The organism is Spirosoma pulveris (genome assembly GCF_054781875.1).
This window is the reverse complement of sequence record NZ_BAAGTO010000011.1, coordinates 26,608-40,615: the sequence shown is the minus strand read 5'-3', so window position 1 is coordinate 40,615 and position 14,008 is coordinate 26,608. Positions and strand designations below refer to the sequence as shown.

Annotated in this window: 15 protein-coding genes; 11 read left to right on the top strand and 4 right to left on the bottom strand. The window is 51.9% G+C overall.

All coding sequences use genetic code 11. The features are described from left to right. The first annotated feature begins 66 nt into the window (after window positions 1-66). From ACYVJM_RS26190 to ACYVJM_RS26165, 6 genes are all read left to right on the top strand, one after another. A complete protein-coding gene (locus tag ACYVJM_RS26190) occupies window positions 67-1,788 on the top strand; it encodes a GH39 family glycosyl hydrolase (RefSeq protein WP_461151183.1) in 1,722 nt (573 codons plus the stop codon). 101 nt (window positions 1,789-1,889) lie between these two features. Beyond that, window positions 1,890-2,450, top strand: a complete 561-nt coding sequence (locus ACYVJM_RS26185; protein ID WP_461151182.1) for a helix-turn-helix domain-containing protein — start codon at window positions 1,890-1,892, stop codon at window positions 2,448-2,450. 14 nt (window positions 2,451-2,464) lie between these two features. Further along, window positions 2,465-3,634 carry an enolase C-terminal domain-like protein gene (locus ACYVJM_RS26180; protein WP_461151181.1) on the top strand — a complete coding sequence of 390 codons (1,170 nt, stop codon included), beginning with the start codon at window positions 2,465-2,467 and terminating at the stop codon, window positions 3,632-3,634. A gap of 16 nt (window positions 3,635-3,650) precedes the next feature. Beyond that, entirely contained in the window at window positions 3,651-4,442 is a 792-nt protein-coding gene (locus tag ACYVJM_RS26175; protein ID WP_461151180.1) for an SDR family NAD(P)-dependent oxidoreductase, read from the top strand. A 33-nt stretch (window positions 4,443-4,475) separates the two neighbouring features. Then, on the top strand, window positions 4,476-5,483 hold the full coding sequence (araD1, locus tag ACYVJM_RS26170) for an AraD1 family protein (protein ID WP_461151179.1): 1,008 nt from the start codon (window positions 4,476-4,478) through the stop codon (window positions 5,481-5,483). 33 nt (window positions 5,484-5,516) lie between these two features. Further along, entirely contained in the window at window positions 5,517-6,824 is a 1,308-nt protein-coding gene (locus ACYVJM_RS26165; protein WP_461151178.1) for an MFS transporter, read from the top strand. A 140-nt stretch (window positions 6,825-6,964) separates the two neighbouring features. Here ACYVJM_RS26165 and ACYVJM_RS26160 read toward each other — a convergent pair whose 3' ends face one another. Then, window positions 6,965-7,324 (bottom strand): winged helix-turn-helix transcriptional regulator, encoded by a 360-nt coding sequence (locus ACYVJM_RS26160; protein WP_461151177.1) that lies wholly within the window; start codon window positions 7,322-7,324, stop codon window positions 6,965-6,967. A gap of 129 nt (window positions 7,325-7,453) precedes the next feature. Between ACYVJM_RS26160 and ACYVJM_RS26155 the strand changes: the two genes are divergently transcribed. The 3 genes from ACYVJM_RS26155 to ACYVJM_RS26145 all read left to right on the top strand — a co-directional run bounded on the left by ACYVJM_RS26155 (window position 7,454) and on the right by ACYVJM_RS26145 (window position 9,318). Next, window positions 7,454-8,242, top strand: a complete 789-nt coding sequence (locus ACYVJM_RS26155) for an SDR family oxidoreductase (protein WP_461151176.1) — start codon at window positions 7,454-7,456, stop codon at window positions 8,240-8,242. Between the two features lie 59 nt (window positions 8,243-8,301). Next, entirely contained in the window at window positions 8,302-8,625 is a 324-nt protein-coding gene (locus ACYVJM_RS26150; RefSeq protein WP_461151175.1) for a nuclear transport factor 2 family protein, read from the top strand. A 105-nt stretch (window positions 8,626-8,730) separates the two neighbouring features. Further along, window positions 8,731-9,318, top strand: coding sequence for a Crp/Fnr family transcriptional regulator (locus ACYVJM_RS26145; protein ID WP_461151174.1), 588 nt, complete (start codon window positions 8,731-8,733; stop codon window positions 9,316-9,318). Window positions 9,319-9,327: 9 nt separating this feature from the next. On the opposite strand, the gene ACYVJM_RS26140 is transcribed toward ACYVJM_RS26145, so the two are convergent. Further along, complete coding sequence (locus ACYVJM_RS26140) at window positions 9,328-10,191, bottom strand: NmrA/HSCARG family protein (protein WP_461151173.1); 864 nt, start codon at window positions 10,189-10,191, stop codon at window positions 9,328-9,330. Window positions 10,192-10,238: 47 nt separating this feature from the next. Then, window positions 10,239-10,598: a nuclear transport factor 2 family protein gene (locus ACYVJM_RS26135; RefSeq protein WP_461151172.1), complete on the bottom strand. Its 360-nt coding sequence runs from the start codon at window positions 10,596-10,598 to the stop codon at window positions 10,239-10,241. 361 nt (window positions 10,599-10,959) lie between these two features. Here ACYVJM_RS26135 and ACYVJM_RS26130 point away from each other — a divergent pair, with 361 nt between their 5' ends. Both ACYVJM_RS26130 and ACYVJM_RS26125 read left to right on the top strand, forming a co-directional pair. After that, window positions 10,960-11,487 (top strand): DUF305 domain-containing protein, encoded by a 528-nt coding sequence (locus ACYVJM_RS26130; protein WP_461151171.1) that lies wholly within the window; start codon window positions 10,960-10,962, stop codon window positions 11,485-11,487. 4 nt (window positions 11,488-11,491) lie between these two features. Beyond that, window positions 11,492-12,889 carry a YVTN family beta-propeller repeat protein gene (locus ACYVJM_RS26125; protein WP_461151170.1) on the top strand — a complete coding sequence of 466 codons (1,398 nt, stop codon included), beginning with the start codon at window positions 11,492-11,494 and terminating at the stop codon, window positions 12,887-12,889. Between the two features lie 93 nt (window positions 12,890-12,982). On the opposite strand, the gene ACYVJM_RS26120 is transcribed toward ACYVJM_RS26125, so the two are convergent. Further along, window positions 12,983-13,975: an alpha/beta hydrolase gene (locus tag ACYVJM_RS26120; protein ID WP_461151169.1), complete on the bottom strand. Its 993-nt coding sequence runs from the start codon at window positions 13,973-13,975 to the stop codon at window positions 12,983-12,985. Between the last annotated feature and the right edge of the window lie 33 nt (window positions 13,976-14,008).

Sequence of the window (14,008 nt, the reverse complement as noted above, 5' to 3'; positions counted from 1 at the left end):
GTGGGTAGAATGAGCGTATTCACGGTTTATCAATAATATTTCCTAATTCCTGTCTTTTTTACCTGTATGTACCAACGTAAACGAAATGCCCTGCTGAAGCTAACCGCACTCGGTATTGGTGTCTTAAGCTCCCTCGCTACTGCCGATAGTATGGCGCAGAGTCCCGGCCCGAAAACGACCTCTATTAACGTCGACCTGACAAAAGAGAAAGGACCGCTGAAACCGATATGGGCCTGGTTTGGCTACGATGAGCCGAACTACACTTACATGAAAGACGGCAAGAAGTTACTGACCGAGATATCGAAGTTAAGTAAGGTGCCGGTTTATGTCCGGGTTCACAGCCTGCTCGTAACCGGCGACGGGGAGGCCGCTCTCAAATGGGGGTCTACCAACGCCTATACGGAGGATGCCAACGGGAAGCCGGTATACAACTGGACCATCGTCGATAAGATTTTCGATACGTTCATCGAGCGCGGCATGAAACCCATTGCGCAGATCGGATTCATGCCCGAAGCCCTGTCGACGCATCCGCAGCCCTACCGGCACAACTGGGACCCCAGCCATAAGGGCTACGACATATTTACCGGTTGGGCCTACCCCCCAAAGGACTACACAAAATGGTCGGAACTGGTGTACCAGTGGGTGAAACATTCGGTGGCGAAGTACGGCCAGAAAGAAGTGGAAAGCTGGTATTGGGAACTGTGGAACGAACCCGACATTCCCTACTGGAAGGGAACGACGGAAGAGTACATCAAACTTTATGACTACACCGCCGATGCCGTTAAGCGGGCGCTGCCGACGGCTCGTATAGGTGGCCCGGAAGTGACCGGTCCATTGAGCGAAAACTCTCAGAAGTTTTTCAAAGCGTTTATGGAGCATATCGTAAGCGGGAAGAACAGCGTAACCGGTAAAACGGGTGCGCCGATCGATTTCATCACGTTCCACGCGAAAGGAGCGCCTAAGGTGGTCGACGGCCACGTTCAGATGAATCTGGGAAAACAGTTGCGGGATATTGACAAAGGCTTCGAAATTGTGGCATCGTACCCCAGCTTAAAAAACCTGCCCATTATCATCGGTGAGTCCGACCCCGAAGGCTGTGCCGCCTGTTCGGAAGATTTCAATCCGCAGAACGCCTACCGGAATGGTACCATGTATTCCAGCTATACGGCGGCTGCGTACGCCCGGAAGTATGATCTGGCTCAATCGCGCGGAGTTAATCTGGCGGGGGCGGTGACCTGGGCATTTGAGTTCGAAAATCAACCCTGGTTCCGTGGGTTCCGCGATCTGGCCACCAACGGCGTCGATAAGCCGGTTCTGAACGTATTTCGCATGTTTGGCATGATGCCCACGACACGCGTCGAGGTGAACAGCGGTCTGGCGTATGACTACAACCGGGTTCGGGATGAGAGCGTACGCGCCGAGCCGGACATTAACGCGCTGGCCTCGAAAGATGCCAAATCGGCCGCCGTGATGGTGTGGAACTACCACGACGATAACGTACCCGTTCCCGACGCCCCCATTTCGCTTCAGTTGAAAGGGCTGCCGGGCCGGAAAGCGGTTGTTCACCATTACCGCATCGACAAGGAGTTCAGCAACTCGTACGAAGCCTGGAAAAAGATGGGTTCGCCCCAGAAACCAACGGCTCAGCAGATCAGCGAACTCGAAAAAGCAGGGCAGCTAAAAGAGATGACGGCGCCAAAATCGGTAACCGTGAAGGATGGTGAAACAACCCTGAACTTTACGTTACCCCGGCAGGGCGTCTCGCTGCTGACCCTGACCTGGGACTGATAAACCGCTGATAACCTCCTTTTAACCTGTTTTTTAAGTCTCGTCTCTCGAAATATATTTACTTTCGTTCAACACTATTGACTATAAGTAGACAAAGGAAAATGATTTCAATCGAGAACAAGACTAACAACCTGAACTTAGGCGATCGGATAAAAATTCTGCGGATAAATCAGAATCGGACACTTCAGGAAATTGCGGATTCCAGTGAGTTGTCCAAAAGCATGATCTCCAAAATTGAAAATAACAAAACGGTGCCTTCGGTGGCGGCTCTTGTCAAGATTGCCAATACCCTGGGCACCACCATCTCCAATTTGCTTGAACATGACGGTTGGTTAAATGCCATTGTAACGCCCCGCCAGAAGGCCGAAGAGAGCCTGACACAAACGGACAAAGGGTACTCCATTTATCCGTACGCATCGGAATACCACGAAAAGAAAATGCAGCCGTTTCTGTTTGTGGGCAAAAAAGGCGAAGTCAAACCGCATGAGCTGTCGCATGAGGGCGAAGAGTTTATCTACGTCATTCGGGGGCAGATGAAAATGCAGGTCGGTGAGGTTGAATACCAGCTCAAAGAAGGCGACAGCCTTTATTTTAACTCCTCTCTGAAGCACGGTATCCTGCCGACTTCCGACGAGGTAGCCTATCTAGACATATTTGTTTAACGTAATCAGAATTCATGAAAATTCGTGCCGTCAGAACGAAACTCTACCAATGGAACGGGCCGGTAAAAACCGGAGATACCATCTTTGCCACACCCCTCAGCCCGCTTCACTTTCAACAGGATTCCCAGGCCGCTTTTCGCTTTTTTAGCTGGCTGGTCGTCGAAATTGAAACCGACGAAGGCCATGTCGGTATAGGCAACGCGGGCCTTTGTCCCGACGTCACCAAGAAGATCATCGATAGCAAACTGGCATCGCTGCTGGTTGGCGAAAACCCGCTCAATACCGAATACCTCTTCGAGAAAATGTACCGGTCGAGCGTGGCCTACGGCCGGAAAGGAGCTGTCATTGCGGCCATCAGTGCCCTGGATATTGCCTTGTGGGATATCAAAGGGCTGGTCTTCAACCAGCCGGTGTTCATGCTGCTGGGCGGGCGAACCAGACCGCATATCGAGACGTACTACAGCCGGTTGTATACCCGCGACTTAGACAGCCTGCAAGCCGAAGCGGCCCACTATAAAGCCGAAGGATTTACCGGCATGAAACTCCGCTGCGGCTACCCCCTGACCGACGGAATGGCCGGGCTTAAGAAAAATGTCGAGATGGTTCGTGTGGTGCGGGAAACCGTTGGCGATGATGTCGACATAATGCTTGAAGCCTATATGGGGTTCAATTTCGCCTATGCCAAACAACTTTTGAAAGGGCTCGAACCGTACAACCTCCGCTGGGCAGAAGAACTCATGCTGCCCGACGAGATTCACAATTTCGCCAAGCTAAAGCAGTATACCGACATTCCGCTGTCGGGCGGGGAGCATGAGTACACGCGTTACGGATTTCATGATCTGCTGCAGACGGGTGCGCTGGATATTTTTCAGTTCGATACCAACCGGGTTGGCGGCTTTACCGAAGCGCAGAAAATCTGCAATATGGCGCTGGTGCACGGCGTCGAAGTGATTCCGCACGGCGGGCAGATGCACAACCTGCACGTGGTGATGAGTTCGTTCGCCTGCCCCATGGCCGAATACTTCCCGCAAACGGAAATCGAAGTAGGCAACGAAATGTTCTGGTACATTTTCGACGGCGAGGCCATCGCCGAAAACGGCAAACTCCAGCTCGACGACAACAAACCGGGCATGGGCCTGACTCTGAAAACGGAAGGGCTGGAGCATTTTACGATTATTGAATAACCAACCTGAATGAATTATGGAACAATTATCGGTGGAACGCAGCATTTTAGACCTCTTCAAACTGAACGGGCAAACGGCGCTGGTCATCGGCGGCAACCGGGGGCTCGGTCTGGCCATGGCGCAGGGGCTGGCGGAGGCCGGAGCCAATATCGTGATCGCGGCCCGCGATGAAGCCACGAACCAGCAATCCGAAGAAGCGATTAAATCGGCCTATGGTGTTGACTGCATCAGCACCGCCTGCGACGTAACCGCCGAGCAGAGTGTAAAGCAGGCGGTTAGTCGTGCGGTTGAGGAGTTCGGCAAAATAGATATCCTCATCAACTCGGCGGGGATCAACATCCGGGGGGCCATTGAGGATCTGTCCCTCGACGATTTCACGAAAGTCCAGCAGGTGAACGTAACGGGTACCTGGCTCGCTTGCCGCGAAGTGATTCCGGTCATGAAACAGCATGGATATGGCCGGATCATCAATATTGGCTCCATGCTGGCCCTCACGGCCATTCCCGACCGCACCCCTTACGCAACCAGTAAGGGTGCCATTCTGCAGCTAACCCGTGCGCTGGCCATGGAAGTCGCCAAGGAGGGGATTACCGTCAATGCGATTTTGCCGGGGCCTTTCGGTACGGACCTGAACCTACCCCTGCTCAATGACCCGGAGAAATACCAGGCGTTTATCGACAAAATTCCCATGGGCCGCTGGGGCGAATTGCACGAGATCAGCGGGATGGCCCTTTACCTCGCCAGCCGGGCATCCAGCTACGTGACCGGCTCATGCTTTTCCGTCGACGGTGGCTGGGTAACCCAGTAGCCCGACTCATTCCTAAACCCTTTCCTTAACTTCATGGAAACGATACGATTAGTGCAACTGTCGGATGCTGCGCAGCAACGGCGGGTTGCGCTGGTGCAGGAACCGCTGTTGCGGTTCCTGCAAACTACGACGTCGGTCTACGCGCTTGCCCTCGAAGCAATTCAGGCAAAGCAATCCCTTACGGATCTGGTTAAGAGTCGTTTGTCGGACGAAACGGTTGACTACCAATCTGTGTATGATGGACAAAGCGACTGGCATTTGCTGCCCGCATTCGACCACCCCGACGGGCCTTTCGGCTGTATGGTTTCGGGTACCGGGCTGACGCATAAAAACAGCGCGTTAAACCGGCAGATGATGCACCAGTCGGGTATCGAAAAACCCACCGACAGCATGCAGATGTATCAGTGGGGGGTTGAAGGCGGCTCGCCGGAGGCAGGCACCATCGGTGTGCAGCCTGAGTGGTTTTATAAAGGAAACGGAGCGGTTCTACGGGCGCATGGGCAGTCACTGGCCGTTCCCGAATATGGCAACGATGGGGGAGAGGAGCCCGAAGTTGCCGGGGCTTACATCGTTGATGAGGCCGGAAAACCCTGGCGGATCGGATTGTGCACCGGCAATGAGTTTTCGGACCATGTGATGGAGAAGAAGAATTACCTCTATCTGGCACCCTCCAAACTACGGCAATGTGCCCTGGGGCCGGAGCTGGCCGTTACGGATGACTTCAGCGAGTGGACGGGTACGGTGAGCGTCGAGCGAAACGGTACGACGGTCTGGTCGTCCGACATCCGGACGGGGGAGAAGAATATGGCCCATAGTCTGCAAAATCTGGAGTATCATCATTTTAAATACGAATCCCACCGGATTCCCTTCCAGGCGCATGTTCACTTTTTTGGGGCCGACGCATTCAGTTTTGGTGCTAAGGTGGCTTTGGAGGATGGCGATTTGATGCGCGTTCACTGGCAGGGACTGGGTCGGGCACTGCAAAACCCCCTCAGGCTGGTCAACACCCCCGAACAGCTACAACCCATTCAGGCGCTTTAACGCCCACTAGTTCTACACAACTCTCTTACGTTCATGGATATGCAGCCCGGTTTACTGAATGGCGTTCAACCGCTGAAAATGCGTTGGGTTATGGTGGGACTGGCGTTTCTGGCCACCGTCCTGAACTATGTGCATCGACTGTCGTTCAACTACCTGAGCGCCGATGGTGATCTCAGGAAACTCATCCCCGACGATGCCTTTGGCTACATTGGAACGGCCTTTTTTGTGGCCTACATGATCTCCAATGCGTTCTCGGGGTTCGTGATCGACCGGCTGGGCACGCGGGTGGGGTATGCGTTGTGCATGGCCTTCTGGACGAGCGCGGGCCTGATACACGCCTTCGCCATTACGCCCCTGCAATTCGGGGTTTGCCGGTTTTTGCTGGGTATTGGCGAAGCTGGTAACTGGCCGGCCGCCATCAAGCTGACCAGCGAATGGTTTCCGCCGAACGAGCGATCGACCGCTTCGGGTATTTTCAACAGCGGCTCGGCGCTGGGGGCCGTTATCGTGCCGCCCATGGTGGCGTATCTGGGCGTCGAATATGGCTGGCAGGCCACGTTTATTATCCTGGCGGTTTTTGGCTATCTGTGGCTGGCTATTTTCTGGTTCACCTATTACACGCCCGAAGCCACGGCAAAGGAAGCCAAAGCCCGGATCATTCCACCCCTGAAGCTGCTCAAAACCCGCTTCGTGATCATGTTCACGCTGTCCAAAACCTTTATGGACCCGGTTTGGTACTTCGTCACCTTCTGGATCGGGCGTTATCTGGTGGACGTTCACCATTGGGACCTGAAGCAGATTGGCTGGTATGCCACCATCCCGTTTATCATTGCCGATGTGGGGAATCTGGTGGGTGGCTATTTTACGCAGTACATCATTAAACGGGGCGTTCCCATTCCGAAAGCCCGGAAAATTGCCGTTGCCCTGGCGGGCTCGATTATGGGTTTATCGCTGTTACTAGGTCCTTTTATCATTACAACGCCCTTATCGGCGCTGCTGATTTTTGGTATGGCGGGGTTTGGGTATACGGCTTACACAGCCAATTCGCTGGCCTTTCCGGCAGATGTGGTGCCCAAAAGTGCAGCTGCTTCGGTATGGGGGCTGGCCTGCGTGGGGACTGGTCTCGGTGGAGCGTTATTCCAGTCGCTATCGGGGATAGTTCTGAAAAATTATGCGGGTAGTTTGGGCTACGCAGCTGCCTATAACATTCTGTTTATTGGCTTTGGTGTGGTGGCCCTGATCGGATTGCTGATCATGATGCTGTTTATGGGGCCGCTCGTCAAAAACAAAGAACTTTATCAGTATGTCGAGGGCGATACGGCCCCTGTCTTACAGCCCTGATATCACGACTAGAGGCTGGAAAAGTAAGTCGGCCCGTACGGTTTTCTGTGGTATGAGAACCCACTTTACGGGTCAACGCTGGTAGACTTCATGCATAAAAACCAGGCCCTTGTCAATTGGCTGTTCAACAAACATGGGGGTTACGGGTTGATGTTCTTCAAGATGAGCGTTCGCCAACGCTGGTCGTGCTGATCGCCCCACTGCCCGATGGCGCCGATAACGGGGATGAGTGATTTTCCGAAATCGGTGAGATAGTAGTCCACTCGGGGCGGGACAACCGGGTAAATCACTTTCCCGATCAGTTCATGGCTCTCCAACTCCTTTAACTGTACATTCAGTACGCGCCGGGAAGCACCAGGAATTTTTCGTTGTAGCTCACTGGGACGTTTATACCCTTCGTGGATAAACCACAAAAGCCGCATCTTCCACTTTCCGTAAAGTACTTCACCAATCAGGTCGAGTCCGCAGTTCAACTCGGGCAGTGTCTTTCGTTCGTACATACGACAAAGATAACCATAGGCACTGCGGCCGGTCAATAGGGATAAATTTATCCCTATCTGATTCGTTAATCCGTACTTGTCAGCGCCTGCCATACGCCCGAAATTTGCCCTGAACAAATCGAGAGCGTTATGGACTTTAACTTTGAAAACGAACTGGCGGGCAAAATTGCCCTGGTTACCGGAGGTAGTAAAGGGACTGGTAAGGCAATCGCCGATCGTCTGCTGTCAGCGGGTGCCAGGGTGATCATTACGGCCAGAAACAGGCCGGAAACCGAAACGGATGGCATTCATTTTATCGCTGCCGATTTAAGCAAACCGGACGGAACCCGGAAAGTGATCGACGAACTGCTCGCAACGTTCGGCAATCCGGACATCCTGGTTAATAATATGGGTGGCTCAGAAACGCCTGCTGGTGGGTTTGCCGCCCTGTCTGATGACGATTGGGAGTCATCGCTTCAGACTAATCTGCTGGCGCCCGTGCGATTGGATCGCGGGTTACTGCCCGGCATGCTCAAGCTTGGGGAAGGGGTCATTATACACATTGCGTCTATCCAGGCGAAACTGCCCTTATATGACTCCACGCTGCCATATGCCGCTGCAAAAGCGGCCCTGGTCAATTATAGCAAAAGCCTGTCGAATGAAGTGTCATCAAAAGGAGTACGCGTACTCACCGTATCGCCGGGCTGGATTATGACCACGGCTTCGAGCCGAATGATGGAGCGTATTGCCGAGAGTTCAGACGGCACTGCCGAACAGGCGGCTCAGGGGGTGATGGATGCACTGGGTGGCATTCCCTTCGGCCGACCCGCCTGGCCACAGGAAGTCGCTGAGCTGGTTGGTTTCCTGGTTTCGCCCAGAGCGGCCTACCTCACCGGTACCGACTTTGTCATTGACGGCGGCACTATACCCACCATATAGACCGGTAGTATCCAAACGGGCATTGATACAAAGCCCTATCAATCTCAAACTATATAGCTATGAAACTCCCTGACAACATAGATGGCCTCATTAAGGCGCAAAACAACCTGGATAGCATTGCTTTTGTAAGCTATTTTACAGACGCAGCCACCGTTTCTGATGAAGGATCGTCGTATTCGGGCAGAGACGAAATCAGGCAATGGATACAGCAGGCGACCGAAAAGTACCGTATGCAGCTAAGACCTATCGATTACAATCAAGCCGGTGCAGCGGCCAAACTGACCGTCGAAGTTAGCGGCACATTTCCCGGAAGCCCGGCTGTTTTGCAGTACCACCTTGAACTGGATGGGCCATTCATTCGCTCATTACGGATTTCAGGATAAACACTTCCTGCTTATTATCTGTCCAAATGTAGTTAGTCGCTTGCGCTTGAAACGGATGCTTCAGGTAAGTACTTTTGTCCTGTTCTGCTGTACAACCTTGTTTCAATGCTCACGTCGCTAGTACACTATATTCAGGAACGATCATCTATTCCGCTATCTGAAGCGGATATCAGCCTGATCGAGGAGGCTTTTATTCCTAAAAAACTAAGAAAAAGGCAATTTTTATTACAGGAAGGCGAAGTCTGCAAATACATCGCTTTCATCGTGAAAGGGGCTACCCGCCAATATACAGTCGACGAAAAAGGGTACGAGCACGTACTAAATTTATGCATCGAAAACTGGTGGACGTCAGACCGTGAGAGCTTTCATAAAGAAACGCCGTCCATTTACAATATAGATGCCTGGGAGGAAACCCAGCTGCTCCTGTTGCCAAAAACCAATGGGTATTATGAACGGGTAAACGCGATTCCTGCCTTCAACGAAATGCGGATAAAGCTTGACGATAATCAGCATATGGCTGCTCAAAAACGCTTGAATACATCGATGAACTATATGGCTGAACATCGCTATGCGGAATTGATCAAACTATATCCTGAATTTTTGCAGCGTTTCCCGCAGCATATCATCGCATCTTACCTGGGTATAACCAAGGAAACATTGAGTCGCATTCGCCATCAATCGCTAAAAAAATAAGCTTACCTATCAACCAGTGCCCCAGTTTCGATTCAGATATTCCTCAACGGATGAGAGTGGAAAGAACATCCTTTCTAATTCTGCTAAATTGGCGCTGTAGCCAACTGTTTCAAACCAGGTAAACATCCGGGCTGATTCTTCGCCCGCCTGTTCACGGAAACGATCAATCGACATTTGCCGATACTGTACAGGCTTATTGACCAGACGACTAAATGCTTCTGCCAGTTTCGTCATGGGTATGTCAACACTGGCGACGTCTATCTCTTTTCCTGCAAATCGATCCCGATCGGCAAACACAGCGGCTACTATGTGGCCATAATCCTGCTCGGATAGCTGCTGTAATGTTGTTTCGGGACGTAGTGGCAGTTCAATACTTCCGTTGGCTATCATATCCTGCATCCCCCTGTAGTTATACATAAAGTAGACAGGCCGTAAAATGGTGTAGGGTAAGTCAATCGATCGGATGTGCGCTTCGATTGCATACTTACTCTCAAAATGCGGGATACCTGTCTGGCGATTGGCACTGCCGACAGAGGAATAGACGAAGTGGTTGACGTCCGCTTTTTTAGCTTGATCAGCTAGTAATTTCCCCTGTATTACTTCCGTATCGACACCGTGGGCAAAGTCCTGCATGGAAAAGACACCGTGAACGTTTTGTAGTGCGTTATCCAACGACAGTACATCCTCGAAATCGCCCGTTACCAATTCGGCTCCCAGCGCTTCCAGCGCTTTTGACTTCTCACTGGTCTTGTTCCTAACCAGCGCACGAACCGTAAATACACCTTGTTTCAACAGACTTTTCGTTACAGCACCACCTTGATTGCCGGTAGCGCCTGTAACCAGAACGATGGGCTTTTCGATCATGACATGCATGACATTTGAGGATGAGAAAATAGGATTTGCCGAACGACCGTAATCCCTTACTGAGCGTCCATAAAAACAAACAGCTGCGCTACTTTTTCATTTTCTACGATAAAAAAATCCATGCCGGTCAGGACATTCGGCTGGGGACCTGTTCGGATGTTCCAGTACAGCCGGGCTCCATGCTGCGTACTTTCCATGGGTTTTGCTATGGTAAAGGTGAAATTATCATCTCCCGCAAACAGCTTGTCGATAAAGTCGGAAACGGCGCTGATACCGGTAAGCGTAAAGTCCTTATCGTACATTTTTATGTCGCCGGCATAGATTGTTTGCATCAGCGCATCACGCGTTGTGCGGTCTTTTTCATTCCAGACGGCGGTATGAGTCTGCTGAAGATTAATCATTGACTGAGCGTCCATAAGTAGGCTAATTGGTTTGTTTTTCAAAAACGATACGACTTCAATGACCAAAAGTAAGCGTCACCTTTGGTGCCAGACGTTGATGTACATCAATAAAGACAGTGGCCTGATCCATTGGTTGTCAGTCAGGCCAGTCCCCAACCGGAATCCAGTGCCTGAGCAGGGCTTAATTATCATAGATCAACAAATGACGGTGTAACCCACTTTACATTTGTAATGGTCATAAGCGGCTTTCGCACCTTTCTGGTTTAGGGTACCTGAAACACCATCAAACGTAAGGATACAAATGAAAAAATACCGGTTTCTTCTCGCTTTCATGTTGTTGGCATCAGGCTTACGGGCGCAACACTCGTCTCATGTAATGACTGAACAGCGCCCTAAACAGGTTTATTTAGCCATGATGGATACAATGATGGTTCGGATGGCAGAAGCACCGGTTGGCAACAGTCCGGCCACTGCGTTTTTGCACCAAATGATTCGCCATCATCAGGGGGCTATGGACATGGCGAACTATGAAATTATGCATGGCAAAAATGGAGAGATGGTGCAGCTAGCCAAAAGTATTTGGGTCGAACAGAAAAGCGAAGTCGAACAGATGCAACTCTGGCTGAAACAAGCCGGTGCCGACACAACCCCCATTCCCTCCACGTTCCAGCCAGCAATGGAGCAAACGATGGCCACCATGATGAAAACGATGCCGCCCGCTCAGGCACTGACGGATACCGATAAAGCGTTTGCTGCCGTCATGAAGCCACACCACCAGGCGGCTATTGATATGGCGAAAGTACTGTTGCGATACCCTGAGAATGGACCGGTGAACGCCTATGCCAAACAGCTTATTGCCAACCAGCAGATTGAGATTGATCAGATGAATGAGTTCTTAAAGTAATATCATGTTCCAGAAACGTTTTCTCGCAGGTGCGCTGCTACTAGGCAGCCTTACTGCCCAGGCCCAGTCACACTACGCGCACGACCGGGTATACACGGCCAATCAGGTGTCCAACACGGTATCGGTAGTGGACCCCTCGACCAATACTTTTTTAGGCGAAATCGACCTGGGAAAACCGTACCCTAATGTACTCTCGCCCTTGTATAGGGGACAGGCTTTGGTCCATGGCCTGCGCTATCTGCCGACCAAAAAGTTATTGGCAGTAGTGTCCATCGGCTCCAACTCCGTTACGTTTATTTCTACAGAAACCAATAAGGTACTGAAAACAGTGTATGTTGGGCGTTCGCCCCACGAGCCAACCTTCACGCCCGACGGCAGACAGCTTTGGGTTTCGGTCCGGGGCGAAGCGTATATCAGCGTGATCGATGTGGCCACCATGAAGGAAATTAAGCAGGTACCCGTAGCCGATGGTCCGGGGATGGTGTCCTTTTCGCCCGATGGCAAGCTGGCTTACGTGTGTTCCAGCTTCACCCCCGAACTCGACATTATCAATGCTTCCACCTATAAATCCGTAAAAAAGATACCCGTCGTAAGCCCCTTTTCGCCCAATATCTTCACCAGCCCAAAAGGCGATTGGGTGGCGTTTACCCACAAAGATGTCTGGAAAGTAACGGTCTTGAACACCAGCACCCAGGCCATTGCCAACGTGCTGAGCACGGGAGCTATTACCAACCACGTAACGTTTACGTATGTAGGCAAAAAACTGCTGATGCTGGCAACCGTTGGCGGGGAAAATAAAGTACGCGTATTTGATCCGGAGCAGAATTTTAAGCAAACCGATACGATCAATGTGGGTACCCTGCCGCATGGCATTTGGGCGGCACCCGATGGAAAGCTGGTGTACGTGGGGCTGGAGTATGCCGATCAAGTACAGGGCATTAATCTGGAAACCATGCAGCCGCTGCCGCCGGTGAAAATTGGGCAAAGTCCGCAAGCGTTGGTGTATGCCGACAATGCCGTGACCGACACCCGGAACACGGCTAACCTGACGCCATTAATCAATTCGACCGCTACCCGGCTGATTACACTTGCGCCAGCAGGCAGCAAGAACCATGGACAGGGGAGGCTGGCCGTGCGTCCGGTGGGCTTAACCGATCTGGTGGAGCAGATTTTTTCAAACCTGCAACCTGACAGGTCCTATACATTGGCGTTTAGCCGGTCTAAAACAGCACCGTATGCAGCCGATTACGAGGTTAACCGCTTCCAGGCTGATGACAAAGGGAAATACATGGGCCAGTCGACCGGGCTGGTACGGTCAACCGGGGGTAAGGCCGATACGAACGCCTATGCACATATCATACTGGTCGACAACGCAACCCAGGAAGTGGTTTTGATTAACTAATCCTGACGGAGAAGAGCGCGTAACCCAAAAGAGCACCCGTCGACGGGTGCTCTTTTGGGTATAAAATTGCTTCTGTCTGTTGTCCGGCCACGGTTAAACCGCCAAAGCCGCTTTGATTACCGCAGCCGCCTGCAACAGGGCCGTTTGTACTGCCGGTACAGTAGCGATGGGGTTCAACAGGCCGTAGTCGTGAATCAGACCGCTATACCGGGTGTGAGTTACCGGTACCCCCGCTTCATTGAGCTTACGGGCGTAGGCTTCGCCTTCATCCCGCAATACATCATTTTCGGCGGTTTGTACCAGCGCCGGTGGCAAGCCTTTCAACTCTTCTAAAGTTGCCTGCAAAGGCGATGCATAAATTGCGTTACGCTGGCTGGTATCGGGTAGATAGTTATCCCAGAACCACTTCATCATGTTTTTGGTGAGGAACCGACCGTTGGCAAACAAGTTATACGAGTCGGTACCAAAATCAGCATTGGTAACGGGCCACAACAGCACCTGCAGCTTAATTTTTGGGCCATTTTTGGCTTTGGCCATCAAGGCAATTACCGCCGACATGTTTCCACCCACGCTATTGCCCGCCACGGCCAGATTAGTGCCATCCACACCGATTTCAGCGCCATGGTCGGCCACCCATTCCGTAACGGCAAAAATTTCATTGATAGCCGTAGGGTACTGCGCTTCGGGCGAAGGCGTGTAATCAGGGAAAACCGCTACGGCCCCACTGCCCACCACCAGATCCCGAACCAGTCGACGGTGGGTCGGATAGTCGCCCAGCACCCAGCCTCCCCCGTGGATAAAGATGAACACGGGTGCCCCGTTCTGGACATGATCAGGTTTTACGATGTGAACGTTTACCTGATAGCCGTTTTGCGAAATTGTCTTTTCTGTTTCGACAATGCCCGAATAATCGACCTCAACCGATTGTTGGGCACCGGTCAGTACCTGTCTGGCATCCGTAGGGCCTAAGGCTTCCACGGGCTTCCCATCACCTGCGTTTAGCGCCTGCAAAAAATCTCTAACCTCCGAAAAAATCTGTGGGTCTTGTTCGCCTTTAAACGGGCGCTCCTGGGTTGTGCTGCTCATTAGGTGTAGCCGTTGAGATTTTGAGATGATATG